This window comes from Mucilaginibacter sp. (assembly GCF_028288105.1).
In the GTDB taxonomy this organism is placed as follows: Bacteria; Bacteroidota; Bacteroidia; order Sphingobacteriales; family Sphingobacteriaceae; genus Mucilaginibacter.
Genome location: NZ_JAQBOI010000167.1, coordinates 13,341 through 39,424, shown reverse-complemented (window position 1 = coordinate 39,424; position 26,084 = coordinate 13,341). Strand labels below are relative to the sequence as shown.

Here is a 26,084-nt window from a genome sequence, read left to right as displayed (position 1 = left end):
ATTCAAATTAGAACAGTATGAACGCGTATCAGCAAAAATGGTTAGACGTATTGCGGGGCGTAGGCCTTAAAAATTGGAAAATTGAAGCTCAGGGCGACGATATCGCGATTGAGATGCCCCACGTAACAGACCTGAAATTAATAAGAGATAACCTGCCAACTACCTTAGGTGCAATTTCACTGGATATTAACCTGCCGCACGAACGGTTAAAGTTTATCTTCCATAATGGGTACGAGAATTTTGAGTACGTTTTGAACCCAAATGCAGCCGATTTGAACAAGGGTTAGATCAGATCTTTGCCTTGGTAGCAAAAATGGTTACGCAAATGCCCATGGCTGCTATCAATGTGAATGATGCCCTTAGTGTGGCAATGCCCGCCACAAAACCAATAACCGGCGGCCCTATTAAAAAGCCCATAAAGCCAATGGTTGATACAGCAGCCAACGCCACCCCCGGCGACATGGTTTTTGACCGCCCTGCCGCGCTATAAACCAACGGAACCACGGATGATACGCCAAAACCCACCAATAAGAAACCCAGCAAGGCGGTAGATAAATAAGGGAATACCACCGCGATTAGCAACCCCGAAGCTGTGAGCATACCGCTTATCTGCAGGGTGCGTTTTAATCCAAAACGATGGGCGAATTTATCGGCAATGAAGCGGCCGGTGGCCATGGTAAACATAAAGGCCGTGTAACCTGCACCCATCCAGGCGTTTTGGGCAAGCACTACTTTTTTGAAGTAGATAACGCTCCAGTCAAACATAGCGCCTTCGCAGATCATCGAACAAAATGCTATTACACCAAGCTTTATTAAAGAGCTATCGGGCATTACAAATACCGGCCCTGAACTGGTTGGTTTATCGTTCTTTAAATATCGCGAAGTGAAAATTACCGAGACAATAACAATAGCCATTATCAAACTAAAATGCTGAAACGGGATAACATGGTTACCTATCATGAATGTGCCAATCGCAGCCCCTGCAAACCCGGCCAGGCTCCACAAACCGTGAAACGATGCCAGTATGGGCCTTTTATAAAGTTCTTCGGCGGCTACTGCCTGGGTGTTTACAGAAATATTTACCGCGTTGCTGGAGAAACCAAACAGCAGTAAACATGCAATTAACTGAATAGTATTTTGTGCTATGCCTAACGAAACCAGCGATAAGCTGTAAACCACCAATGCGCTAATAAGTAAGTTACGGCTACCAATGCGGGTAATTACCCAGCCCGAGAATGGTAGCGAGCACATTAAACCTACGGGTAATGCAAACAATACACCGCCAAGCCCAGCATCGCTTAAATTAAGGTTTTGCTGTATAGTTGCAATACGCGATGCCCAACTGGCAAAGCATATCCCTGCCATAAAAAACATAGCGCCCACCGCAATACGCAGGGTAGTTCTTGCAAAATTGTAAGAAGGGGTTACAGCTTCCAATATCAGTTAATTCTTAGTGTTTGGCAGACACTAAGGTATAAAATATTTTTTACTATAAACTTAAAGCTTTTGTAACGCCCTAAGCAAGTACAATTACATAGTAATATTAAACGACCCTGTAATATCTTTTTCTCCCTCACCGGAAAGATCAGACACTTTGCCTGTAAATGTGCCCTTTACCGTTCCTTTAAGTCCACTTGGCGCATTTATTTCGGTAAACGTTACCGTACCTTCACCTATTAAAGATCCCACCATTATAATCCCAGCATCAAATGTACCGGCAACGGTGGTTTCGGCCGTCAACGAAAACATATTCTGAGGATCGGAGCCAGCACCTATTTGCGTGTTTCCATTCGGCGGGAGCTGCGTCGAAGATATTACCTGGAAAAACGCGGGTTTAACTGTAGTTGTTTTACCATCCATCATATAAGTTATAGTGCCGCCGGTTGTAATGGCACCACCATCGGGGTTAGCAACGGTTCCTTCCGGATAAATCGGTGGATCCAGCTTACAGCCGCTTATCGCCACTGCGAGAATCAGGATCATAAATAGCTTATAGTAGAGTTTATTCATATAGTTTTATTGCATTAATCAGGATATAAATATATAATATATTTAGCGTTGATGAAGCCAAACACAACACTAAATATTTTATACTTATACGGCTGATTAGCATATAAGTTAGGGGTATGATCAGGGAAATTTAATGCCTATCAGCAATCACCATCCGGGCCGCAGGTTGGACCTTCAATAATATCGAGTTTTGGTTTAGCCTGCTCCGCATTCCACTCTTCAAAAGCTTTTTCGAGTGTTTGGATAAATACGGGCACGGCCTGTGCGCCAGATACGCCATATTTGCTGTTCATCACAAAAAACGGAACACCTTTTATACCTAAATATTGAGCCTCGGCAATGTCGTGTTTTACATCATCGGCATATGTATCGGTGGCAAGGGTTTGCTTAACCTCTTCGGCATTTAGGCCAATTGAGGTGCCTAAATCTATAAGGGTATCGGTATCGTCAACGTTTTTACCATCGGTAAAGTAAGCTTTAAATAAAGCTTCTTCGGCATTGGCGCCAAGACTATGCTTTTTGGCCAGGTGAGTAAACCTGTGGGCGTTAAAGCTATTGGCAACAATGGCGTTATCCATGTGGTAGGTAAGGCCAACTTCGGCCGCCATTTCGGTAACGTGGTTGTTCATTTGCTGGGCATACTCCAATGTCCAGCCTTTGGCATCGGCAAGGTATTGATTAATATTAACCGATGGATCTGTCACCATATCGGGGTTAAGCTGAAAGCTTTTCCATTCTATTTCCACGCTATCTTTATGCGCGAATTGTTGTAAAGCATCTTCAAAACGGCGTTTGCCAATATAACAAAAGGGGCACATCACGTCAGACCAGATCTCAATTTTCATCATCTAAAATTTGGTATAAAACTACGCCAATCGGCCATCATTCGCGTAAGCATAAAGTCAAAAATGCTGATCCGGGAAATTATAGTTAAATTGAACCACCCAAACCTTTTCTATGAAGAAGTTATCTTTCCTGATATTGCTGCTGCCCTTTGTGGCATTTGGCCAAATATTACCCGCAACTTTCCATGCCGATGTTAAACATACCGGTGTATATACAATCAAAAATTACAGCGCTTTTGCTGGATTAAAATGGAAGTTTAAAACCAATGGAAAGGTGTTTTCGTCGCCGGCCATAAGTAATGGCATAGCCTATATTGGCAGTGAAGACCACAGTCTGTACGCCATTGATACTAAAACGGGTAAAAAGATCTGGGAATTTTGTACGGGAGGGGCAGTGCATTCATCACCATCGGTAAACAAAAATGTGGTTTGCTTTGGCAGTTATGACGGATACTATTATGCCTTGAATGCCCGTACTGGCAAACTGTTATGGAAGTTTAAAACAGGTGGCGAAAAAAAGGTGGGCGCAAAGGGTTTGTGGACCATGCAGCCAAAGGATGAATATATGGACGACCTGTACGATTTTTTCCTGTCATCGCCCATATTCAGCGCGAACGCTTCAACGGTATATTTTGGCAGCAGCGATGGTAAATTGTATGCGGTAAGCGCCATCACAGGCAAATTAAAATGGAGCTTTAAAACTAGCGGACTGATCCATACTACCCCGTCACTGTATAACGGCAAGCTGTATATTGGTAGCTGGGATACTTATTTTTATGCAATAGATGCCGCAACGGGCAAATTATCGTGGAAGTTTAAAACGGGTATACAACCCGATTATCATGTGCTGGAAGGGATACAGGCATCGGCAACGTGCAGTAACGGCATGGTTTATTTTGGCGCCCGCGACGGCTTTTTTTACGCGTTGAATGCCGTAACCGGCAAACTCAACTGGAAATACGCTGCCGATAATTCGTGGATCTTAACTACCGCCGCTATACAAAACGGAAAGGTATATATAGGCACGTCTGATACCTATTTGTTTCTGGCTTTTGATGCCAAAACGGGCAGACAACTGTTTAAATATAAAGCCAATGGGTACTTATATTCATCGCCCGCGTTAACGGTAAGCACCGCTTTTTTTGGCGACTTTACAGGTAAAATGTTTGCTGTCGATTTAAAAACCGGCCAACCAAACGCTACTTATGCCGTACCTAACAGGCTGAAGAACGCGTCAACTGTTCTACGGAGCGATACCCTCGACTATAGTTATCTCACAAAAGATAAAGATAACGCGCTTTACAGCACCAGTGTAAATACCATGGATAGGTTTTATACCCTGGGGCCTATTGTTTCATCGCCTGCAATAAGTAATGGCGTTATTTATTTTGGCAGTGCCGATGGTTATTTGTATGCCGTTAATTTAAAATAACCGGAGCCGCCAAGTCAAGCGTCCACGCTTGACTTTTAACATAATCAGCGTCCACGCTGGGCTTTGCTATTTACCCGTTGTATCTCGTTCTGTCAGATCCATGCCGCATTTAGAGCAGGTACCGGGCTTGTCAGATGTAACCTCGGGGTGCATGGTGCAATAATATTTGCCTTTTGGTTTTGCGGCTTCCTTGTTATCTTTTTTAGCGCTGTTATTGCAGGCGGCTGTTCCTAACAGCAAGCCCGCGAATGATAGTATGATAAATGTTTTTTTCATTGTTTATTTGTTTTTAATAAATGCGGCAAAGCCGAATAAAGATACAACCAATACACCTAATGCAGCCAGCATGCTCACTATATCGCGGATGTTTTTACCGGCCCAGCTCATGCCGAAGTACTTGTGTAAAAATATAAAAGATAAACCTTCGGCGCGGTCAATGCCGGCAACTTTTGTGGCTAATTGCGATGTGGTAGTTTCTATGTACCAGTTTTCGCCATTGGGGTAACTCACTTTTTGTACCGGCAGGCGTTTGTTTATAAAGCCGTACTCGTTATCAAACTGGCGAATTTGGGTAACATTTACCCGGCGATAAACTTTATCGGGCTTGTGTTCGTCATTGTAAAAATTTGCAAGTTGCCAGGCATATTGTACATCACCATCCGGCAGCTTGCCGCCGCTTAACGCGTTAAAATAATTCACGTTCTTTTTAGTATCACTAACCTGGTAATAAGTACTGTCGTTATACCTTACCAGTTCAATGTTCTTTATACTATCGGCTGGTAATTGCAGGTTAGAAAAAGCCAGTTCTTTACGGTTAATTAGCTGGGTATACGTTTTGCCCTGCGGATCGATATTATGCAGCTGAACTATTAAATGGAAAGCGCCGCTCGTAACAAAGGTGAGCATCACAAAAGATACTATCAAACCTATTTGCCGGTGAAAGCGGTGCACAAAGCGGGTATCTTTCCGGTTATCAGCCTTCCGGTTTTGCTGCGCGACCTTGAATTTTTTCCAGAACAAGCCATAAATGGTTAACCCGCTTAGTAGCGACAAAAACATTATACTAACAATGATCAGCAATACTACAATGCGGAACTGTTCGCCGCCAATATCTGCTAAAAAAGCCCAGGTATGCAATTGCTCAAATACAGTAAGCATGGCCTTGCGGGTATGATTATTAAATGTCCCCATTCGGCTTTGGCTGGTTTCTATATAGGTATCCATACCATCGGGCCTGTCGAAAGCTATCTTCCAAACCGGCAGCAGGTGGTTAATAGGCTGGTAATGCCCATCGAAGGTTTTTTGCAGGGTGGTGCTTTTTACTTTAGATGTGCTATCCTGCGTAAAATAGCGCGCAAGGTAGGTGGCATATTGCTTATCGCCATCTTTTAGTAATTCGCCGTTTGTGGCCGAGTAATAATTAGCAATACTGTCCTTTCCTGTTATTTGATAGTAAGTCTGCTTATTAAAAGCGATCAGTCCAAAATTTACCAATTCGCTTATGTCATTTTTATCTAAAACCTGTTGTATAGATAAAGCGGGTTTTATGCCTTTCTGATCGGGTTTATACACCTCATTTGCAATGGTTGGCCTAAACCAATTTGACATGAACGGGTGCGACAGGCCACTTAGCGTCCACATCATAACAGGGATAAGGGCTGTTAAGCCCAAGATCCGATGCCATTTATAAAAGTTTTGTTTTGCTGTTGCCATGGTTAATGTTTTGCAAATGAATAACTGATGCCCAAAGTATACACCCGTGGCGGGGCCGCATTATAAGTATCGCCGTACTGGTTGCTGGTTACCGTTGTAGCGTAAAGCTTATTGGCAACATTTAGTACGTTGAACCAAATACCCGCTCCTTTTAGTACACCACTTTTTATATCAAAACCGGTACGGAAGTTGAAAATATCATAGCCTGCATAGGTTTTGGTATTTGCCGGATTGGTAAAGTACGAGTTGATGTGCTGCCATTCGCCCGCTATCCTAAAACCGTTAAGGTATGCCGGTTTGTAGGTAAGCTCGGAGTTGGCTATCCAGCTTGGTGCATTATTCATACGGTTGCCATTGTAAACCGTAACGGTGCTTGCCCCTGTGCTAAAGTTGGTGGCTACCTCGCTATAATCAACATAAGTATGTTTGGCATTGGTGCCGCTAAACCTAAAGCTTAGCTCGCTCACCGGCGCATAAGCTACAGAATACTCTATACCACGGTGGCGGGTAGCGCCCGCGTTTTGGTTTTGGGTGGTATTATCCGGCAGTAATTGATTAATGATCTCGTTGCGGCCTTCCAGATCGTAAAAGGTCACTTCTACGTACATTTTTTTATTTAGAGCGGTGAACCAGCCACCTGCTTCGTAATTATTAAATGTGGCTTGCTTTAACGGGGTTAACTGGCGTGCGTTATACAAGTCGCCTGTTTCGGGTGGCTGAAAGCCTACGCTGTAATTGGCGTACAAACCTTTATTGTTACCAAAATTATAGGTCAGCCCTAATTTGGGGGCGACAATGTTAAAATCGTTTATTTCCTGCTGCTTGTACTTGGTGTTACCGGGGGCGATACCGTTGGTAAAGTTGTAATGGATGCGATCGTACCGTAAGCCCATTACAATGCGCAAAGGCTCGGCAGGTTTTATCTCGTACTGGGCATAAGCGGCAGTGTTAAACAGCTTAATGCGGTAGTTATCAATATAATTACCGGTATTGGTATAGCCTGTATAGAAGTTGTTGGTTACATCCTTTTGGATATCCAGAAACTTAGCATAATAAGAACTTGGGCTGTTATCAGCATAAATACCAACAATCAACCGGGAATGCAGAAAGTCCAGATCCTGCCTGTGCTGCGCCAGCAAACCAAGGCTGTGAAAGCTCTGGTCGTTTTCCTGCCCGTTAGAACTTACATAATTACCGGCGTTATCTCTCACATCGGCTATATAATAACTTGGCAGCTGCGCGGTAGAGTTGTTGCGGTAGAATAGGGTAAGAAAGCTGCTGCTTTTATCGTTCCAGGCATGCTCCAATTTGGTATTCGCCCTAAAGGCTTTAACCTTACGATAGGTAAAACGCTGATTTGCACCATAGGTGCGGCTATAAAATTTGGCGCTATCCAGGCTGCCGGGTGTTTGGGTATTCAGATAATTATAAGCTACAGATGTGGTTAATCTCGTAGCGGCATCAAAATCGTAGGTGGTTTTAAAATTGCCCGAGTATTTGTCAAAGTCGGTATAGTCCTGCCAGCCATCACGCTGTTTGGCTATATAACCACCTACGTATAAACCAAATTTGCCCGCGCTGAAACCGCCATCGGCATCAACCCTACGGTAGTGATAATTATCGCCCTGTACAGATACATTGCCTGCATAGCCGGCTGGTGGCCCCTGTGTGATAAAGTTAATTGCACCGCCAATAGCATTACTGCCATAAAGCGAAGAGGCAGGCCCTTTTATCACTTCTATATCCCGCACACCGCTCATATTGATCTCGTAAAGCGAGTTGTGGTTAAAGATCCCCGTAGGGCGAATAGGTAAACCATCTTCCATATATAAATACAGCGCGTTATAGGTAATAGGTTGGCGAATGGCCATGGTATGCTGCTCGTTCCCCAGATCTACCATGTAAACGCCGGTTACCTTGTTTAGTAATTGGTAAAGTGCAGTGGCTTTGGTGTCATGGATCTGGGTAGCATTTATTTTGCTGATGGCGATAGGTGCATCCTGCCGGGCCTGCCGCTCCCTGCTGGCAGATATCACCACCTGCTGCAGATCGATAGTGGAAGGTTCCATTGCTATCTCTATGGAAGATGTGCCTGTAAGCAGATAGATCTTATCATTAAAACCTATCATGCTAAAACGCAGGTTTTTAATGCCAGTTGTTTCTAATTCAAATTTGCCTTTGGCATTGGTAGTAGTAAGGGTTTTGCCATCATCAGCATTGCTGATCAGTACACCCGGTACAGCTTCGTGGGTGCGGGCATCGGTAACAGTTCCATGCAGGTTGTTGCTTTGGCCAAAACACAGGGCAGGCGCAAAACACAGCAGGATATATAATAGTGTAAGTAGTTTCATAAAAACGTATAGGTTACCCCAAACTGTTGGGGCATAAATAAATTACAGCGCATGCAAAAGCATAGCAGATAAAGGCTTTAGGCCGGTATCAAAACTGTATGAATAAAAGGGCGTTTTTATGCGAGCTGTGGGGGCTGGAAGATGGTTGCCGCTTGCTCTGGCAGGTGGATACGGTAGTTAGGAACCTTGGTTACCGATAATAAAACCGAGTAAAACTTAACCTTGGCAGGCTGATTGTAATTAGCCTCCTGGAACAGGTTTTTTTGTGCCTGCCTGTCCTCGGTGTTCTGCTTTTCTTCGGCTTGTTTTACTTTTTTCATAAAGTAACACTTGCCGTTGCAATGCAGCTGCGGTTTATTACGATTCTCACAAAGTTTCGTCGCGATGTAATTCCTGTTCAGCTCAAAACCCGCGTATATAAAAAAGCGGGTAAAGTTGGCCGATACCAGGGATACAATTAAAAGATATGCGGTTAAACGTTGTAACATGCGGTGCAAAGGTAAGCGTTGCGCGTTATATAAAAAATGATTATACTCACTATACGCTAAAAAACCCCGCCGGGTTGGGCAGGGTTTTAAATATTTACTGATAGTGTTTACTTATTGAGCGCGCTTTACAACAAAGTGTGAGCTGCTTCCGCCAAAATCAATATCTATAGCGCATGAATCAGCATAGGCTTTACCTTTATGCGGATACTCGGTTCCTGACACATTTACACTGAATGTAAAATCATCTCCTTTAATTTTACCGTTATCAATAGGAACTTCGCCCATTTGCGACACCGCGGTACCAGTAAGTTTTTCGCCATCAACCTTAAAGGTGTAAGCTACATCAATAGCATTGCCGTCTGGAGTGGTGATAGCACCTTTCCATTTACCGTTCAGGTCAGCAAATACAGCTGCCATACATATCATGAAGCAGCAGGATAATAGGGCTGTAGTAAAAATCTTTCTTTTCATATATGGGGTTAGTTTATAGTCCTAAATATAGGATTTTTATTAAAACAAGTTGTTATTAATGTGTTAATTTTCAACATCGTATTAACGAGGGTAACTGCTTAACCCTAATATAAAAATAGCGGGAGATGCACCACATCGTCCCGCCATCCAAAAAAGCAATACCAAATAATTAACTATTCAAACCTATCGGCTACTACTTGTATTTTTTTACCAACCGTTTCTTCGGTTTCAAAGGTTAAGGTTACTTTACCGTCCTTACCTTCAATTGTAACAGTAGCGTGTTTTTCATCTCCGCCATTGCCGCTAACGGTGCTTTTAATAACTGATTTACCTTCTTTAAAGGGCACTTTCCAATCGCATGTTTTAGAGGTGATCTTGCCGGTCATTTTATGATCATCATCACCCGGAACAATGGTTAAGTCGGTTGGAGTAATGGTAATAATAACATTCTCCTCTTTGCTTCTTTGTACAACGCCCTTGTCATCCACGTAATTTGTGGTTGATGAGGTAAGGGTTGCTGTTTTATCGCATTGCGCGAAAGTTGCGGTACTGCCTGCTACCAAAAGGAGCAGGGCCAGTATGGTGGTTTTGAAGTTAAATTTAGTTTTCATCTTAGTAATTGTTTTAATTTCTGTAAAGATATATGTTTAATATAGTATTATGCAATACATAGTACTATTAATAAGTATATTATACTGATAATGAGGGTGATAATTTTATATAAACATAATTTAGGGTTTAACTTGCTTATCAATGAGATTACGTCATTTTGGCAAGAAGCAAAAAGAGATATACGGTATATTACCATTATGCCAGCCAATATGTAGTAAATTAGGGTAATATATGGGTAATATCAGGTAAAAATCCATTAACAATCGGTACATTTTCCTGTACTTTTGATTAGCTTAAAATTTCAACCATTCATCCATGAAAAAGCTTTGTTTAATAGTTTTCATTAGTTGCAGTCTTTCCGCCCTCGCGCAAAAGCAGGATTATCCCATACAACCGGTTGCGTTCACCAACGTGAAATTAAGCGACCATTTCTGGACATCCCGCATCGAAACCAACCGCACGGTAACTATCCCGGCTTCATTTGAGCGTTGCGAGAGTACAGGCAGGGTAAAAAACTTCCAGATGGCCGCCGAGCGCAAAGGCAAGTTCTGTACCACCTACCCGTTTGACGATACCGATATTTATAAAACCATAGAAGGGGCATCCTATTCACTTGCCCTGCACCCCGATAAAAAGCTGGATCATTATGTAGATTCAATGATCACCATAATAGGCCGCGCGCAAGAACCCGACGGCTACCTGTACACCGCCCGCACTATCGACCCGGCGCATGTTGGTCCGTGGTTGGGCACCGAGCGTTGGGTAAAAGAACAGGAAAATAGCCACGAATTATACAACGCCGGCCATATGTATGAAGGTGCCGCCGCGCACTTTATGGCTACCGGTAAGCGCAACTTCCTCAATATAGCCCTTAAAAATGCTGATCTGCTGGTCCGTACCTTTGGGCCGGGCAAAAGGCATGTGGCGCCCGGGCATCAGGTGGTAGAGATGGGTTTGGTGAAACTGTACCGCATTACCGGTAAAAAAGAATACCTGGACCTGGCTAAGTTTTTTATTGATGAACGCGGCCACAAAGAATATAACAAAAAGAGCAAAAGTGTTTACGAGAACGGCGTTTACTGGCAGGATGATAAACCTGTTATTGAGCAGGACGAAGCCGAGGGGCATGCTGTGCGCGCCATGTACCTGTACTCGGGTATGGCAGATGTTGCCGCCTTAACCGGCGATAAAGAATATTTGGCCGCCATTGATAAGATCTGGGATAACATGGTGGGTAAAAAGATGTATGTGCAAGGCAGCATAGGTGCTGTTGGCGATGGCGAACGTTTTGGCGCTAACTACGAATTGCCAAACGCCACTGCCTATAACGAAACCTGCGCGGCCATTGGCAATGTATTCTGGAACCAGCGTATGTTTTTACTGCATGGCGATTCAAAATACATTGATGTGCTGGAGAAAACCCTGTATAACGGTTTAATTTCGGGCGTGGGGTTGGATGGCAAATCGTTCTTCTACACCAACGCTATGCAGATACACGATGGATTTAACCACCCGGATATTGAGCGTGAGCGTGCGGGTTGGTTCACCTGTTCGTGCTGCCCAACTAATGTGGTTAGGCTAATGCCATCAATTCCCGGTTATATTTACGCGCAAAACGGCAACGATGTTTTTGTGAACCTGTTTATCAGCGGCACCGGGGATATTAAAGTAAACAACAAAACTTTACAGATAACCCAGCAAAATAATTACCCCTGGGATGGCGCGCTGGCATTTACCGTTAACCCGGCAAGCAGCATGGATATGAACCTGAAGGTCCGTATCCCGGGTTGGGCGCAGAACAAGGCTATCCCGTCAGATCTGTATGCTTATCAGCAGGCATCCACCCAAAAGGTAGTTATAAAATTGAATGGCAAACCGGTTGATTACCAAATGCAGAACGGCTACGCGGTGATCAGCAAAAAATGGAAAAAAGGCGATAAGGTAGAAATGAACCTGCCGATGGATGTGCAGCGTGTTATTGCTAATGATAAGTTACCGGAAGATGGCGGCAAAATTGCCCTACAGCGTGGCCCCATTATGTACTGCGCCGAATGGAAGGATAATGACGGCAAGGCTGCCAATATCATTGTTCCTAAAACCACAACTTGTACATCCGAATATAAAGCTGATCTGCTAAATGGCGTAACCGTTTTAAAATCCGAAGTAAGAGGGGTGAAAGTTGATAGCAACGGGCAAAACATCAGCACGGCTAATAAAACCTTGACTGCTATTCCGTACTATTCGTGGGCCAACCGGGGCAAGGGTGAAATGACGGTATGGTTTCCGCAGCAGGTAAAATATGTAGATCTGTTAACCCAATAATTATTTAACAACATGTTATCGCGGGCGGTGTTAGGGTTCTCGCAATAACATACTTATACCATTAAATATTTTTTATGAGCGTACAATGGAAAGGGGTATTCCCTGCGGTAACAACAAAGTTTACCGAAAACGATGAATTTGATTTTGATGCCTTTGATAAAAACATTGAGGCACAAATAGAAGCCGGTGCAAGCGGTATTATCATCGGTGGATCGTTAGGTGAAGCAAGCGTTTTAACCGACGACGAAAAGATAGAGTTGTTGAAACACACCGTAAAAGTGGTTGCCAAGCGTGCTTACGTGGTGCTGAACATCGCGGAGCAAACTACAAAAGCAGCCTTGCTTTGTGCTGCCAATGCCGAAAAATATGGCGCCGACGGATTAATGATGTTGCCACCTTTGCGCTACAAGGCCGATGTGGAGGAAACTGTAAAATATTTTACAGATGTGGCCAAAAGCACTAAACTGCCCATAATGATCTACAACAACCCTTACGATTATAAAATAGAGGTTACACTGGATATGTTTGAGCAACTATCTGCCTACAAGAATATCCAGGCGGTTAAAGAATCAACCCGCGATGTGAGTAATGTGACCCGTATGATCAACCGTTTTGGCGATAGGTTTGCTATACTTTGCGGAGTAGATACGCTGGCGCTGGAAAGCCTGTTTATGGGTGCTGATGGCTGGGTAGCCGGTTTGGTTGATGCCTTTCCTAAAGAAACTGTTGCCATCTTCCGTTTGGCTAAAGAAGGGCGTATGCAAGAGGCGCTTAAAATATACCGCTGGTTTTTACCGGTGCTGGAGCTGGATATCCACCCAAAACTGGTGCAATACATTAAACTGGCCGAATCTGTTACCGGTTTAGGGACAGAAACCGTACGCCTGCCGCGTTTAAAAATTACGGGTAAAGAGCGCGATGTGGTTTTGGGTATTATAAACCACGCGGTTAAAAACCGCCCGGAACTGCCTGCAGGTAGCTGGGGCGTAGAGGCAGAGGTTGATGTGACAGGGGTTAGCTAATACTTAAATTGTCAGTCTGATTTTTAAAATCAGCGACCTAATAAATGTGAAATGACATTATCTTTATGAATGGTGGCGATGTTTTGTCAGTAGCTTATTTTTAAATTACTGATTATTAATAATTTATTTATGTTCACAGGCGTTCACGGCAGTGAACGTGAACACTTTTGCCATAACAAGCACCGAACATTAAATTGTAAGTCTGCGCTTGTCGAAGGCTTGACAATATAAAAATACTATGGAAACACAAAATTTAATTGGTTATCAATATATAAAGGGTAGCAAAACCTTTAGAGCGATAAGCCCCGCAACAGGGAAAGAACTGGAAGCAGAGTTTAATGCCGCCAGTTTAGCTGATGTTGATAAAACCATGCAATTGGCCGATAAGGCATTTGCCACTTATAGCCTAACGGATGGGAGAACCAAAGCAGCCTTTTTACGCAGCATAGCCGATGAGATAAACGCCATTGGCGATACGCTGATCGAGTGTGCTATGGCCGAAAGCGGCTTACCTGCGCAACGCCTGCAAGGCGAACGCGGGCGTACAACCGGTCAGCTAAATATGTATGCTAATTTGCTGGAAGAAGGAAGTTGGGTGGAAGCCGTTATTGATACCGCCATACCCGACCGCACACCTTTGCCGCGTATAGATATCCGTAAAATGCTGACCGCAATTGGCCCTGCAGTAGTGTTCGGGGCAAGCAATTTCCCTATGGCTTTTTCTGTTGCCGGTGGCGATACCTGTTCTGCTTTGGCGGCGGGTTGCCCTGTAGTGGTAAAGGCGCATCCGGCACATCCGGGTACCAGTGCATTGGTTGGTGAAGCTATTAAAAAGGCCGCTCAAACGCATAACCTGCCCGAGGGTGTTTTCTCCCTTTTGTTTGATGACGGTTACACCGTTGGCGAAGCATTGGTGAAACACCCCAAAACTAAAATAGTAACCTTTACCGGGTCGCTTAAAGGCGGTATGGCCCTGGTGAAAATGGCGCGGGAACGCGATGAGCCTATCCCGGTATTTGCCGAAATGGGCAGCGTTAACCCAATTATATTATTACCCAAAGCGCTTGAAAACCGTGCGGAAGAACTGGCGAAGTTATCAGCATCTATAACCACTAACGCCGGGCAGTTTTGTACACAGCCGGGTTTACTGTTGGCTGTCAAGTCTGAAGCGTTAGAAAAATTTAAGAAAGCGCTTGCAATCGCGATAGCTGATGTTAATTCAGCAACCATGCTTACGCCGGGCATTTGTGCCAATTTTAACAAATTATCAAGCAGTGTAATAGCCGATGACGCCGTTAGTGTAATAGCAAAATCAGATAAGCTTGATACCGGTAATTTAAACCAGGGTGTTGCCGTAGTTACCGAAATAACCGCATCAGCCTTTTTGGCTGATAAAAAATTTAAGGAAGAGATCTTCGGCCCATATTCTATGCTGATAGTAGCGGATGATGTTGCGCAGCTGGAGCAAGTGGTAGATTCATTACACGGGCAACTAACCGCCACCGTAATGGCCGAAAAAGAAGAGCTTGCGCAGTATAAAAGCATTACTAATAAACTGGCTAAGTTGGCAGGCAGGGTGATACTGAACGGCCCGCCAACAGGTGTTGAAGTAGGTAATGCCATGCAGCATGGCGGCCCTTATCCGGCAACGTCGGATAGTAGATTTACATCGGTTGGTACAGGCGCTATAAAACGTTTTGTGCGCCCGGTATGCTGGCAAAACTGGGATAACGATCTGTTACCCGATGAATTAAAAGACGGCAACCCGCTAAACATATGGCGGTTGTTTAATGGGGAGCACAGTAAATAGTTGAAAGTTCAAGGTTTAAAGTTGAATGTGACTTTGAACCTTAAACTTTTTACTTTCAACTTGAAAAACATGAATAAAACATTCTTCTGCATAGATGCGCATACCTGCGGTAACCCCGTAAGGCTGGTTGCCGGTGGCGGGCCTAACTTGGTGGGCAGCAACATGAGCGAAAAACGCCAGCATTTTTTAAAAGAATACGACTGGATCCGTAAAGGTTTGATGTTTGAACCAAGGGGGCATGATATGATGTCGGGTAGTATATTGTATCCGCCTCACAACCCACAGAACGATGTGGCTGTGCTATTCATTGAAACCAGCGGCTGCCTGCCTATGTGCGGGCATGGTACTATCGGCACTATAACTATCGCTATTGAGGAAGGATTGATCACGCCAAAAATACCCGGCATTGTGCGTATGGAGGCGCCCGCAGGATTGGTTTTGATCTCCTACAAACAGGAAGGTAAAAAAGTGAGGTCGGTAAAGCTGGTTAATGTGCCAAGCTACCTGGCTGCCGAAAACTTGCAAGTAGAATGCCCTGACCTGGGTATGTTAACTATTGATGTGAGCTATGGAGGGAATTTCTACGCCATTGTTGATCCGCAGGAAAACTTTAAAGGACTGGAAAACCATACTGCCGATCAGCTGATATCATGGAGCAGAGTTTTACGCCAAAGGATAAATGAGCAATATACTTTCATCCACCCCGAAAACCCAACCATAAACGGCTGTTCGCATATTTTGTGGGCGGGCAAAACCATATCGCCGGAGGCAACCGCCCGCAACGCTGTTTTTTATGGCGATAAAGCGATTGATAGATCACCATGTGGTACAGGTACATCAGCCCGTATGGCGCAATGGCATGCCAAAGGGTTATTAAAGAAGGGTGATAAATTTATCCATGAAAGTATCATAGGCAGTCAGTTTATTGGCACGGTAGAGGATGAAGTAACACTTGGCGGCAAACCGGCCATTGTACCCGGTATTGAAGGCTGGGCAAAGGTTTACGGCTACAACACCATCAAAATTGATGATGAGGATGACCCGTACGCGTTTGGGTTTCAGGTGATATAATTTTCGATAGCGAATATAGAACAAGACCGTCATTGCGAGGTACGAAGCAATGACGGGTTAGAATAACAGAATAACAAATGAGTAAAGCAATAATAATAGGTGGTGGAATAATAGGGCTGTTCTCGGCGTATTACCTGAACAAATCGGGTTGGGAAGTGGAGATACTGGAACAGGGCGACCTTACCGATAATGCATCCTTCGGTAATGCCGGGATGATAGTGCCCAGCCATTTTATACCACTGGCAGCGCCGGGTATGATAGAGCAGGGCATTAGGTGGATGTTTAATAGCAAAAGTCCGTTTTATGTAAAGCCGTCCTTAAACCCCGAACTGATAGGCTGGGGATGGAAATTCCTTAAAGCGGCCAATAAACACCATGTCGAGCGATCGGCAGGGGCATTGCGGGATCTGTCAATGCTCAGCAAAAAACTTTACCTGGATTTGGAACAGGACGCGGATTTTGATTTCGGCTTTGCCGATAAAGGCATACTAATGCTTTTTAAAACCCCAAAGTTTGAAGAGGAAGAACGCCACACCGCCGAAAAAGCTACCCATTTAGGCCTCGACGCGCAGTACCTTACTGCCGATGAATGCCGCAAGCTACAGCCGGATATTGAACTGGATGTGTTGGGCGCTGTACATTACCACTGTGATGCGCATTTGTATCCTAATAAATTGATAGCCGGGCTGGTAAAGCATTTAGAAAAAGCAGGGGTTAAGATCCACAGGAATACACCTGTTACCAATATGGAACATGCCGGTGGCCAAATAACCCAGGTTATCAGCAATGATAAAAGCTTTACGGGTGATGCTTACCTGTTAGCGGGTGGCGCATGGTCGCCGGGGATAGCAAAACTGGCCGGGTTAAACGTTCCGTTAATGCCGGGCAAGGGTTATTCTTTTATGGTAGATGAGCCGCAAAAACGAATGACCATCCCAGCGCTGCTTTGCGAGGCAAGGGTATCGGTAACCCCTATGAACGGCAGTATCCGCTTTGGCGGTACCATGGAAATAGGCAAGATAAACCAGCAGGTTAATATGAACCGGGTGGCAGGCATCGTGGAATCAATCCCTCAATATTTTCCAGATTTTACGCCTGCCTTACCACGGCAAAAAGATATATGGTTTGGTTTTCGCCCATGTTCGCCGGATGGTTTGCCATATATTGGCTTATCGGGCAAATACAAAAACCTGGCTGTTGCCACCGGGCACGGCATGATGGGATTAAGCCTTGCACCCGCAACAGGTAAGCTGATAGACGATCTGCTAAACCAGGCCACACCATCAACAGGTATCAGCCAGTTTTCGCCGGATCGCTACGCTTAATGCTAATTAGTGAATTATTGATTTAGTGAATTAGTGATTGATTGATTTTCAGGAGCTGCTTTTCAATCACTAATTCACTAAATCAATAATTCAAAATTAATTACGCCGTAACTGTTAAAGTGCTTCCCGCAACAGTTACCGTATATTTTTTAAGCGCCGAAGTTGCCGGCCCTAAAACTACCCCACCCGATGTATTAAACTCGCTGCCATGATTAGGGCATATAAAAATGCCCTGGTTGGTGTTGTAGTTGATGCTTGTGCCTTCGTGCGTGCAGGCAACCTGTACCGCTGTAAACGCGCTTGCAGCTACGCCTGCGGCTAAACGCACCAGTATAATTCCGTTTGATATTTTAGAGCTGCCTATGCTTTGCATCTCGGTGTCCAAATTAACAGAGAATACATTGCCGCTGCCCGGTTTAGGAGGTGGTGTGCCGCCGCCCGGTGCCGGGTCGTTACCTTTAGAGCCGCAACCTATTAAACTGCAGCCTGCACATACCGCAGCCATGCTTATACCAAATTTTGCTAAAAATTCATGTCTTTCCATTTGTAGTAGGGGTTAATAAGGGTTAATAGTTTGATTTATGTTTTTTGTTGAAATCGAATATTCTTGAAATGGTAAAACCTAAACGGAATTGTCCTTTGCTCCATTTTGATTCGGTATCGTTCAGGTAATTAAATTCGGATATAGCCTGCGCGTTAGTAAAGTTTATGGTGAACACGTGCCCGCCTGTCTCAATTTCGAGGCCTACACCAAGTCCGTCATAAAACCTGGGGTCAACATTGTTATCTCTAAAGTTAGAGAATGGGTGAACATAATCAAGCACAATACCCATGCGTTTGGTGATTTTTAAACGACCTGCGGCAGATAGCGAGAAAAACTTCTTTTCGTTGCCATACAAAAAGGGATAGGGTGCATTGTTAATAAGGTACATTGGAGATACCTGCAACGATAAGGCAGATGAAAATTTACGTGCGATAACAGCCTGTGCCAGGTAAGAGAAACGGTTGGCATAATTATCAAATATAGGCGTGTTTGCATGATAGGTTTTGAAACCTGTTTTGCCAATTAAAGTAACGGCCACGGGTACGCTGTTATCTAATTTTTGATGCAGTATATTGTATTTTAAACCCAGCTCAAGTAACGATTCAAACTTACTGCGGCCAAAATCAATGTTCAGGTTATCTGTAAGGCCGTATTCAAATCCAATGTAAATATCTGTTGAGTTGTCAAGTCCCCACATTGTTTTACCGCCGCCGTTCGCACCTGCAATATCACCAAAGCGGTGTATCACCAAAAAGTTCAGTTCTTTCTTTTTAACGGTTTCGGTGGTTTGCGATAGTATAAGGCGGGTGGCCTTAAATGTGGCGATAACCGGTTCTCCTTTTTCGGGTGCGCTAAGAGTTTTCATTAGTGCATCGGTACTACTGGCGGTTGTATCAGTAGTTGGGTTTTGGGCTTTTAGTAAGCCTGCTGTTAAAAACAGCGCGATGAATAAGAGGGATTTTTTCATATGATTATTGTGTTAGGGATTTTTATTTATAAGGTGTGTATGTTGCATTTACTTGCACCCTTATGGTTTCGGCAATGTTGTGAAACACCAGTTGAGGGATATCAATTTTATGATCTTTACAGGCTACCATAAACTCCGACGACAGGCTGATAGCGCCACCGTTTACCGTGAGCTTACCAGCAATTGTGCGGGTTTGTTTTACGCCATGCACCTCAAATATGCCGGCAGCGGTTACCGGGTAGGTGCCATCTTTAGTTACGTCGGGTTTCTCGTTAATTTTGCCTTTAAAAGTTGCCTGCGGATACTTATCGCTCTCCATATAATTTTCGTTAAAGTGCTCCTGCATCCTGGCTTTATCAAACTTAAAGGATCGTATGGGCACACTAAAGGCCAGCTCGCCGGTCGCGGCATTAAAAACTGATGTTCCCTTGTCAGACCGGGCATCAATATCTTCTATTGGCGCCTTTGAATAAATGGTTACTACTGCATTTTTACAGGCATAGATGTCCTGTCCCGCCTGATTTATACTAAACCAGGCGAGTAAAATTAAGCCGATATATTTCATGTTTTTACTAAGGTTTTATTCTCGTATTAATGTTCCACGTTACAGCCACGGCAACTCCTGCCGATTTAAGATTAACCTGCCCATAACCAATACCAGTAAGCGGTACTTTAAAATAGGGCTGAATGCCCACACCAAATTTTGAGCTTATCTCGCGCTGATAAGTCGCGTTTAGATTGAGCACACCCATTATATGTTTGTTTTTGTTCCTGATATTATAGCTTGTTGGCCCGCCCGGATACTCGCCTGCATAATTGAACGTGTAATTTTCGCGCAGCATAAAGTATGACGAAAGGCCAGTGCCCAAACTAAACTTATTGCCACCGCTGTTATAAAGCTGGTAACCAACATTTAAAGGGATATCTAATACAATACAGCTTGCACTTACACTTGTAGGGTTTGTATTGAATTTGTAAGCGCTGGAGTAATTGGCAAAATCAGTTAAGTAAGGTTTATCAGAATAAACAGCACCTGTAGATATACTCCATTTTTTTGATACGCCCAATGTTAGCAAAAGCCCGGCATTAGTACCCACCTTGTTTTGCGAAAACCCTTTCACGCTGTTAATATCCGGTGATGCAATAAAGCTTAAAGCAAATGCCGGCCTAAAGCCACCTGATGATGTTGTTGTTTTTGTTGACTTTTTCTTCGGCTTAATATCATCCACTACCGATGCCAATACAGGTGCTTTGGGTACAATAATAGTATCAACCTTCACATTATTATTTGCCAGGTTAGCCGCAGCTTTATCTGTAATAATGGTATCAACCTTTGCATTATTAACAGCCATGTTGTTAACCGCTTTATCGGTGATAATAATGGTATCAGATGGTGTTTTTATGGCCGGCGATTTAGGTGCGGCATCTGTTTTTGCAATCTGGCCGGCAGTATTACGGCCGCCCGCATCAGCAGATAAGGTAAAGAACGATTTGCCCGGGCGATTTTTACCGGGTGCGTTATTTGCACTGTCGGTACCTGCCGAAGGCGTTTGTGTTTTGCGATCTGCCAGTTGCTGAACGGGCGTGCCGTACTTACCGGAATCTTGTTTTGCCTGCGGTTTTGTTTTAACCACTTGCGGGGTTGTTTTATCAGGTTTTTCTGCAGGGTTTAAAAACAACCAACCAAGAACAAGCAATAGCAGCGCGGCAATACCACTTATTATATACGCTAACCTGTAAATGATACCCTTGGGCTTCTTGCCCTCCAGCATGCTCTCCAGCGCGTCCCAGTCCTCTTCCCTGTACGATGCATTGCTTCCAGGGTCATTTAACCCTTGGCTAAACAATTTATCAATACTATCTTCTTTTTCGTCTTTCATTGTTTGCTAATGTTTTTCACAAAAGATGGGGATAAGTCTGTGTGGGTTATTGATACTATATTATTTGAATTTGATTGTTGTCTGTTATCTAAGCCTGTATTATCTAAGCCCGGCATTTTATTGCTTTTAGCTATCATTATTTTTAATTTTTCTCTTGCCTTATGCAAGTTTGATTTTGATGTGCCTGTGCTGATGTTCAGCATGTCGCCTATTTCCTCGTGTGTGTAACCTTCAATGGCAAATAAGTTAAATATGGTGCGGTATGCACGTGGTAACTGACCTATCATATCCAGTAACTCGTTGTAATTTAAATTTCTGTCTGCAAGCTCTGTATCGTTAATGTGTTCGGCCTTTTCCAATTCTTCTGTATAGGCTATTTTTAAGTTTGACCGGTAATAATCTATTGATGTATTTACCATAATGCGGCCAAGCCAAGCCTTAAAAGGCTTAGTAATATCATATTTAGTTAAGTTTTTGAAGACTTTATAAAACCCCTGGTTCATGATCTCTGAAGCCTCATACCTGTTTGTAGCATACCGTAAACAGATGCCCATAGCAAAGCCATAAAAAGCCTTATACAACAGCTTCTGACTCAACCTGTCATCTTTTAAACAGCCCCTTACCAGTTGATTTAGTTCTTCTTCGCCCATATTAGGGTTCCCTGTTTATCCTTAAATTGCTACCTTATCTGCATACATCACGGTAAATGTTACGTAAAGGTTGCCACGGATGTGAAAAAATTATAGAATTATTGATTTAATGATTTATAGAATTAAATGTTGAAGAAATTTAGCTATAATTAATGATATTCAAATCATGGCCATCACTAAATCAGTAATTTAATAAATCAGTAACTGCCGCATGAAAGTACTTCCCTTTACCATTCCTGTACCACATGGCAAAACTATTATAGTGCAGGAAGAGATAATGTCGCATTTTTATCCGCATTTGCACCGCCACGCCGAAGTGCAAATAACCTGGATAAAGAGAGGAGAAGGTACTTTGCTTGCAGGGAATAGCATGCATGCTTTTAAGGCCGGCGAAGTATATGTGCTGGGCGCAAATCTGCCGCATTTATTTAAAAGCAACCCCGAATATTTTGATGATGATAGCACCCTGGTGATAGAGGCATTAACTGTTTTCTTTGACCCGGTGGGGAAACTGGCTGCCATGTTTAACTTACCGGAGATGGAGGCCGTACGCTCTTTTTTTGAACAATGGCAAACAGGGTTTAAAATACCAATGCAAATGCGGTCGGTATTTTCGGGGTTTATTGATCGTATTCAGCACAGCAGGGGTGCTTTGCAAATGTCGGTATTTATTGAGATGCTAAACGCGATGTGTGGGTTAACAGATATACAACCCTTATCGGCCGGCAGTTACACCCATTCTATGACAGACCCGGAGGGGATGCGCATTGCATCGGTATACAACTATATTATGCACAATTATGGCAGCGCCTTAACCCTTGAAGAAGTTGCCCGCCAGGCCCATTTAACGCCAAATGCTTTTTGCAGGTATTTTAAAAAACATACCCGGCTTACCTTCACTGCCTTTGTAAACAAAGTACGGGTAAACCAGGCCTGCAAATTATTGGTAAACGGCAATCTTAATAACATTGCCGATGTTGCTTATAACTGCGGCTTTAGCAGTATAACTAATTTTAATTATACATTTAAGAATATTACGGGTAAAGCACCGCGAGATTATGTGAATGATTATGTGGGAACGGTAAAGATCAAAGGCGGGATAAATTAGCTATATTTAGGTGATGAAAAAGCTGATATACATATTGCTCCTGTTCTCGGCTTGTAAAAGCCCGGAGAAAAAAGTAGGTACAACTGTAAAAGAAGCTAAACCTATTGATACTGTTTTTATAGAAAAAGATACGACCCAAGATTATTACCATACCGTTTATATTGAAAAGGATAGATGGGCAAAGGCCTATAAAGCGTTGCAGGACTTTAAGTATGACCATAATGATAGCATAGCTTATAATGCGGGTTATAAAGTTTTAAAAGTGCGCTATAGTAAACCACTTAAGAAATATAATATTACCGGATTACCAAAAGAATGGTTACCGCTTTATCTTTATAAAGGCAATTATTACCTCTATTCGCCATGTAATACGGCTAATATAGGTATGCGGGTGCTTACAGATAGTACCCTGGTCTATTATAGTATGGATGGCCCCGAGCCTAAACCAATACTCGATTTTAAAAAGCTTAATACGAATAAATACACACTAAAATCACTTCCAATTTATCAGTTCGTTAAGTCATCAAACATTACTATATATATTGTCGACCCTGAAAAAATGATTGCCGTATGGGAAGATAAAACCTTGCCCGAAGCGTATAGGTACAAGCTATATGTTGCAAGAGAAAGCGCGGGCAATTTTGATATGGTGATTAACCAGTCTGTTAATACCAAACTGCCCGAATATCAATTTGATAAAATAGATTTTAAAGCATTATTGAAAGGCAAGTAATGCCCATTTAAGTGTAGACGTTTGACTTGGCGTAGCTTAACGGCGTAAATTAATTCTCCGGCGTTTTATAATAATAAATAGGGGCATACACGCCCTCGCTGGTGGTGTAATAACCTTTGCCATCGGGTGTAAAGGCAATTGCTTCACCTTGTCTTTCCTGCTTATAGGGAAGTTCGCGCGGGGCTTTATGCAGGGTTTGCCAAATAGTTTCGTTTGCTGTGCGCTGCCAATAGTAAACCCTCTCGTAGCTTTTAACCAAAATTTGTTTGCCATTGTGCGATATATCGGCCGCGGTTACCCATTTAAAAGGTTTTATGCCCTCAAAAAACAGCCTGCCCCTAAAGGTGAGGGTAAGCGTATCATTAGCTTTATATTTAATGGGCGATGTATACACCCCAACACTATCGCCCCGTTTGGTAACAATATATAACAGTTTTTCTATAGGGTCTATCATCATGGCTTCCGCGTCTTTTGCACCATCCGGATACTTTAAGTGAAGTGGTACAGGTACAGCGTGGGCAACACTATCTTTTCCCCATGAGCTTTTTTCTTCGGCGCGATAAACGGTGATGAATTTTCTATTGGCACTATTGTCGCCAATGTCGCCTATATAAACATAGCTTTTGCCTTTTACAGGGCCGGGGCCAACAGCTATATCTTCACAATCGCGAACGCCTAATCTCGTGGTGGTATCTCCGGTATAATTTATTATTGTTTTTAGTTTACCATCAGGAGTAATAGCAAAGAAACGGCTGGTGTCGCCGCTATCATTGTGGCCATAATAAATATCAGGGTTTAAATCCGAGGCCACCAGCCCCGAAGTTTCATCCATCAGTTTAGAATACAGGTGGCTTTCGGGCAAATGCTTCTTATCATACAAACGGTGCTTGGTAAACGCAGCTATAAACAACAGGCTTACCATCGGAACAAATATTTTTAACGCTTTACTTTTAAACATAGTTAAGCTTATAAAACAAAAAACGGCCCATATTATTATGGACCGTTTTTTTTAATGCTTTTAAATTGACAATTAAGAGTTTTGAGGGGCTAAATCGCCTTCTTTGGTAAAGCTCATTTCTGCATCTGGCTTAGACACATCTGTTATAGCTACTTTACCTCTTTCCCTACGCAATATTCTGTTGAATAATGATATTTCCCTATCAAACAAAAACTGGAAGAATAGCTTTGTCCACGAAGTGTGGTAGTATAAAGTTTCATAATACTCTGGCGCGGTTTTTTTAATTAGCGGCAGTTTGTTCCAGGGTATTGATGGAAAATCGTGGTGCTCGTTATGGTAACCTACGTTAAAAGCTACCGCATTTAAGTTGCCGTAGTAGCTGTATGTTTCTTGCTCAACACTGTGGGTTAAGTAATGTTCTTGTATCCAGCGGGCTCCAAGCGGGTGCAGGCCAACCGAGAACGAGAAGCTTAACAACAGGAACGCTACCGCAGGCCATCCCATAAAGTAGTAGATTACAGCGGTAAATACTGCCTGTAGTATCCAGTTAGTTAATATCCAGCCATCAAAAGGGTGTATTTCGCGTAAGCGCGATAAACGGAACAGTTGAAACACCGGGAAAAACAATAGCCATAATGCTTTACCCAAAAAAGAATTGCTGATCAGCTTTGCTTCCCAACGGTTAGGCAAATCGGCATCCAGCTCGTGTACACCTTGAAAAGAGTGGTGTTTAATGTGATATTTTTCGAATGATATAGCGCTTGGCAATATTTGCGGTAAGTTAGCAAACATGGATGCCCAGCGGTTGGCATTACGGTTTTTAAACAATAATTGGTGGGTACACTCGTGTATCATCACAAACAGGGCATGGTCTGCAAAGGCGCCTAATAAATAAGCAGCGCCAAATATCAGCCACCACGATTGGTCGCGTAGAAACCAGGCCAGTGTTACCTGAAAGGCCACCAGGCCAACTATGGCCCAAATGGTTTTAGGGTTTTTTCCTATTAAATTCCGCAATTGTGGAAACTGCTTTAGTATCTTCTTAGTACGTATGCGGTGCGGTTCCGATTCCTGGGAATAAACAAAATCAGTTTTCATCATATTAGGTTAAAACGATGAAGATAAGAATAACGTGTTAAAAAAATGAATTTCTTGTAAAATTTTTCCAATTTTTGTGGAAAAATAGTTGGTAATATTAACTTTTGAGAAAATATTTTCTTCTAGCGGGTTATTAAATCAATCAGCTCAATAATTATTTAAATTTTTAGAAATTTATTTATGTGGTGGATATATGCTCTATTATCGGCACTGTTTGCCGCTTTAACTGCAATTTTTGCAAAAATTGGTATAAAAGGGGTTGATACAGACCTGGCTACCGCTATACGTACTGTGGTTATTTTGCTAATAGCCTGGGCAATTGTGTTGTACAAAGGTACTAACCACGGCATAAGCGGCCTTAGCAAACTAAACTGGACCTTCCTGGTACTCTCCGGGTGTGCTACCGGCTTGTCATGGATCTTTTATTTTAAGGCTTTACAGTTAGGTAAAGTATCGCAGGTAGCCCCGGTAGATAAGCTGAGTGTGGCATTAGCCATTATATTATCTGTTGTATTTTTGGGTGAACCACTCACTCTAAAAACGGCCACGGGGGCATTGCTGATAATTGGAGGTACGCTGGTTTTAATATTTTAATTGTTACATAGTGTATATGTAACAATTACGAAACCTTAGTAAAAAATCAGTATTAATCCAAAGTTTCTTGCCAGTTTTGT

At 43.1% G+C, this 26,084-nt stretch carries 26 protein-coding genes; 10 read left to right on the top strand and 16 right to left on the bottom strand.

Annotated elements, in window-relative coordinates:
• Nucleotides 1-17: 17 nt before the first annotated feature.
• Complete coding sequence (locus JWQ85_RS11735) at nt 18-287, top strand: hypothetical protein (protein ID WP_299468121.1); 270 nt, start codon at nt 18-20, stop codon at nt 285-287.
• Between the two features lies 1 nt (nt 288).
• On the opposite strand, the gene JWQ85_RS11730 is transcribed toward JWQ85_RS11735, so the two are convergent.
• From JWQ85_RS11730 to JWQ85_RS11720, 3 genes are all read right to left on the bottom strand, one after another.
• A complete protein-coding gene (locus JWQ85_RS11730; protein WP_299468119.1) occupies nt 289-1,437 on the bottom strand; it encodes an MFS transporter in 1,149 nt (382 codons plus the stop codon).
• A 93-nt stretch (nt 1,438-1,530) separates the two neighbouring features.
• Nucleotides 1,531-2,010, bottom strand: coding sequence for a hypothetical protein (locus JWQ85_RS11725; RefSeq protein WP_299468117.1), 480 nt, complete (start codon nt 2,008-2,010; stop codon nt 1,531-1,533).
• 140 nt (nt 2,011-2,150) lie between these two features.
• Nucleotides 2,151-2,858, bottom strand: coding sequence for a DsbA family oxidoreductase (locus JWQ85_RS11720; protein ID WP_299468115.1), 708 nt, complete (start codon nt 2,856-2,858; stop codon nt 2,151-2,153).
• Between the two features lie 109 nt (nt 2,859-2,967).
• Here JWQ85_RS11720 and JWQ85_RS11715 point away from each other — a divergent pair, with 109 nt between their 5' ends.
• A complete protein-coding gene (locus JWQ85_RS11715; RefSeq protein ID WP_299468113.1) occupies nt 2,968-4,287 on the top strand; it encodes a PQQ-binding-like beta-propeller repeat protein in 1,320 nt (439 codons plus the stop codon).
• 66 nt (nt 4,288-4,353) lie between these two features.
• On the opposite strand, the gene JWQ85_RS11710 is transcribed toward JWQ85_RS11715, so the two are convergent.
• From JWQ85_RS11710 to JWQ85_RS11685, 6 genes are all read right to left on the bottom strand, one after another.
• Nucleotides 4,354-4,563, bottom strand: coding sequence for a heavy metal-binding domain-containing protein (locus JWQ85_RS11710; RefSeq protein WP_299468111.1), 210 nt, complete (start codon nt 4,561-4,563; stop codon nt 4,354-4,356).
• A 3-nt stretch (nt 4,564-4,566) separates the two neighbouring features.
• Entirely contained in the window at nt 4,567-6,000 is a 1,434-nt protein-coding gene (locus JWQ85_RS11705) for a PepSY domain-containing protein (protein ID WP_299468109.1), read from the bottom strand.
• Nucleotides 6,001-6,002: 2 nt separating this feature from the next.
• Nucleotides 6,003-8,351 carry a TonB-dependent receptor gene (locus JWQ85_RS11700; RefSeq protein ID WP_299468107.1) on the bottom strand — a complete coding sequence of 783 codons (2,349 nt, stop codon included), beginning with the start codon at nt 8,349-8,351 and terminating at the stop codon, nt 6,003-6,005.
• A gap of 116 nt (nt 8,352-8,467) precedes the next feature.
• Entirely contained in the window at nt 8,468-8,839 is a 372-nt protein-coding gene (locus tag JWQ85_RS11695; RefSeq protein ID WP_299468105.1) for a hypothetical protein, read from the bottom strand.
• A gap of 111 nt (nt 8,840-8,950) precedes the next feature.
• Nucleotides 8,951-9,310 carry a hypothetical protein gene (locus JWQ85_RS11690; protein WP_299468103.1) on the bottom strand — a complete coding sequence of 120 codons (360 nt, stop codon included), beginning with the start codon at nt 9,308-9,310 and terminating at the stop codon, nt 8,951-8,953.
• Nucleotides 9,311-9,483: 173 nt separating this feature from the next.
• Complete coding sequence (locus JWQ85_RS11685) at nt 9,484-9,921, bottom strand: hypothetical protein (RefSeq protein ID WP_299468101.1); 438 nt, start codon at nt 9,919-9,921, stop codon at nt 9,484-9,486.
• A 316-nt stretch (nt 9,922-10,237) separates the two neighbouring features.
• Between JWQ85_RS11685 and JWQ85_RS11680 the strand changes: the two genes are divergently transcribed.
• The 5 genes from JWQ85_RS11680 to JWQ85_RS11660 all read left to right on the top strand — a co-directional run bounded on the left by JWQ85_RS11680 (nt 10,238) and on the right by JWQ85_RS11660 (nt 17,472).
• Nucleotides 10,238-12,244, top strand: a complete 2,007-nt coding sequence (locus JWQ85_RS11680; protein ID WP_299468099.1) for a glycoside hydrolase family 127 protein — start codon at nt 10,238-10,240, stop codon at nt 12,242-12,244.
• Between the two features lie 74 nt (nt 12,245-12,318).
• Nucleotides 12,319-13,266, top strand: coding sequence for a dihydrodipicolinate synthase family protein (locus JWQ85_RS11675; protein ID WP_299468097.1), 948 nt, complete (start codon nt 12,319-12,321; stop codon nt 13,264-13,266).
• A 238-nt stretch (nt 13,267-13,504) separates the two neighbouring features.
• Nucleotides 13,505-15,076: an aldehyde dehydrogenase (NADP(+)) gene (locus JWQ85_RS11670; protein ID WP_299468095.1), complete on the top strand. Its 1,572-nt coding sequence runs from the start codon at nt 13,505-13,507 to the stop codon at nt 15,074-15,076.
• A 69-nt stretch (nt 15,077-15,145) separates the two neighbouring features.
• The gene (locus JWQ85_RS11665) at nt 15,146-16,147 is read left to right on the top strand and encodes a 4-hydroxyproline epimerase (protein ID WP_299468093.1); all 1,002 of its coding nucleotides are present in this window, start codon (nt 15,146-15,148) and stop codon (nt 16,145-16,147) included.
• A 77-nt stretch (nt 16,148-16,224) separates the two neighbouring features.
• Nucleotides 16,225-17,472, top strand: coding sequence for an FAD-binding oxidoreductase (locus JWQ85_RS11660; protein WP_299468091.1), 1,248 nt, complete (start codon nt 16,225-16,227; stop codon nt 17,470-17,472).
• Nucleotides 17,473-17,572: 100 nt separating this feature from the next.
• Here JWQ85_RS11660 and JWQ85_RS11655 read toward each other — a convergent pair whose 3' ends face one another.
• The 5 genes from JWQ85_RS11655 to JWQ85_RS11635 are packed head-to-tail and all read right to left on the bottom strand — an operon-like array spanning nt 17,573 to nt 21,513.
• On the bottom strand, nt 17,573-18,016 hold the full coding sequence (locus tag JWQ85_RS11655; RefSeq protein WP_299468089.1) for a ubiquinol-cytochrome c reductase iron-sulfur subunit: 444 nt from the start codon (nt 18,014-18,016) through the stop codon (nt 17,573-17,575).
• 22 nt (nt 18,017-18,038) lie between these two features.
• Nucleotides 18,039-18,983, bottom strand: coding sequence for a DUF5777 family beta-barrel protein (locus tag JWQ85_RS11650; RefSeq protein ID WP_299468087.1), 945 nt, complete (start codon nt 18,981-18,983; stop codon nt 18,039-18,041).
• 22 nt (nt 18,984-19,005) lie between these two features.
• Nucleotides 19,006-19,548 (bottom strand): YceI family protein, encoded by a 543-nt coding sequence (locus JWQ85_RS11645; RefSeq protein ID WP_299468085.1) that lies wholly within the window; start codon nt 19,546-19,548, stop codon nt 19,006-19,008.
• Nucleotides 19,549-19,555: 7 nt separating this feature from the next.
• Entirely contained in the window at nt 19,556-20,863 is a 1,308-nt protein-coding gene (locus tag JWQ85_RS11640; protein WP_299468083.1) for a hypothetical protein, read from the bottom strand.
• Nucleotides 20,860-21,513 (bottom strand): sigma-70 family RNA polymerase sigma factor, encoded by a 654-nt coding sequence (locus JWQ85_RS11635; protein ID WP_299468081.1) that lies wholly within the window; start codon nt 21,511-21,513, stop codon nt 20,860-20,862. The genes JWQ85_RS11640 and JWQ85_RS11635 overlap by 4 nt, the downstream gene beginning before the upstream one ends.
• Before the next feature lie 211 nt (nt 21,514-21,724).
• Between JWQ85_RS11635 and JWQ85_RS11630 the strand changes: the two genes are divergently transcribed.
• On the top strand, nt 21,725-22,621 hold the full coding sequence (locus tag JWQ85_RS11630; protein WP_299468079.1) for an AraC family transcriptional regulator: 897 nt from the start codon (nt 21,725-21,727) through the stop codon (nt 22,619-22,621).
• Nucleotides 22,622-22,634: 13 nt separating this feature from the next.
• Nucleotides 22,635-23,354, top strand: coding sequence for a hypothetical protein (locus tag JWQ85_RS11625; RefSeq protein WP_299468077.1), 720 nt, complete (start codon nt 22,635-22,637; stop codon nt 23,352-23,354).
• A gap of 49 nt (nt 23,355-23,403) precedes the next feature.
• Here the strand turns inward: JWQ85_RS11625 and JWQ85_RS11620 are convergent, their stop codons facing one another.
• Together JWQ85_RS11620 and JWQ85_RS11615 are read right to left on the bottom strand one after the other, a co-directional pair.
• Nucleotides 23,404-24,312, bottom strand: coding sequence for a hypothetical protein (locus JWQ85_RS11620; protein WP_299468075.1), 909 nt, complete (start codon nt 24,310-24,312; stop codon nt 23,404-23,406).
• Between the two features lie 72 nt (nt 24,313-24,384).
• Nucleotides 24,385-25,413 carry a fatty acid desaturase gene (locus JWQ85_RS11615; protein ID WP_299468073.1) on the bottom strand — a complete coding sequence of 343 codons (1,029 nt, stop codon included), beginning with the start codon at nt 25,411-25,413 and terminating at the stop codon, nt 24,385-24,387.
• Between the two features lie 177 nt (nt 25,414-25,590).
• On the opposite strand from JWQ85_RS11615, the gene JWQ85_RS11610 reads away from it, so the two are divergent.
• Complete coding sequence (locus JWQ85_RS11610) at nt 25,591-26,004, top strand: EamA family transporter (RefSeq protein ID WP_299468071.1); 414 nt, start codon at nt 25,591-25,593, stop codon at nt 26,002-26,004.
• Nucleotides 26,005-26,084 lie beyond the last annotated feature (80 nt).